Annotated in this window: 1 tRNA gene and 2 rRNA genes; all 3 read right to left on the bottom strand. The window is 49.9% G+C overall.

What is annotated here, in order from left to right:
- Positions 1-5 precede the first annotated feature (5 nt).
- Positions 6-121 (bottom strand): 5S ribosomal RNA (gene rrf / locus H5181_RS20380).
- Between the two features lie 36 nt (positions 122-157).
- Positions 158-233: transfer RNA gene (locus H5181_RS20375), tRNA-Thr, on the bottom strand.
- 28 nt (positions 234-261) lie between these two features.
- Positions 262-377 (bottom strand): 5S ribosomal RNA (rrf, locus tag H5181_RS20370).
- Between the last annotated feature and the right edge of the window lie 4 nt (positions 378-381).

The following is a 381-nucleotide window of genomic DNA, read 5'->3' as shown; positions in this document are numbered from 1 at the left end:
TAGGCGCCTGGAAATGACCTACTCTCGCATGGGGAGACCCCACACTACCATCGGCGATACTGTGTTTCACTTCTGAGTTCGGAATGGGATCAGGTGGTGCCACAGCTCTATGGTTTCCAGACAAACTCTTCTCTAGGACGTAACACTAGATTATTCTTGGTGCTGATACCCAGAATCGAACTGGGGACCTCATCCTTACCAAGGATGCGCTCTACCAACTGAGCCATATCAGCAAAAGCTACTATTTGAAGCTTAATAGGCGCCTGGAAATGACCTACTCTCGCATGGGGAGACCCCACACTACCATCGGCGATACTGTGTTTCACTTCTGAGTTCGGAATGGGATCAGGTGGTGCCACAGCTCTATGGTTTCCAGACAAA

This window comes from Shewanella sp. SG44-2 (assembly GCF_014164215.1).
Classification (GTDB): Bacteria; Pseudomonadota; Gammaproteobacteria; order Enterobacterales; family Shewanellaceae; genus Shewanella; species Shewanella frigidimarina.
Note: the sequence above shows the minus strand (reverse complement) of the source record. Positions and strands in the feature narration are given on the sequence as shown.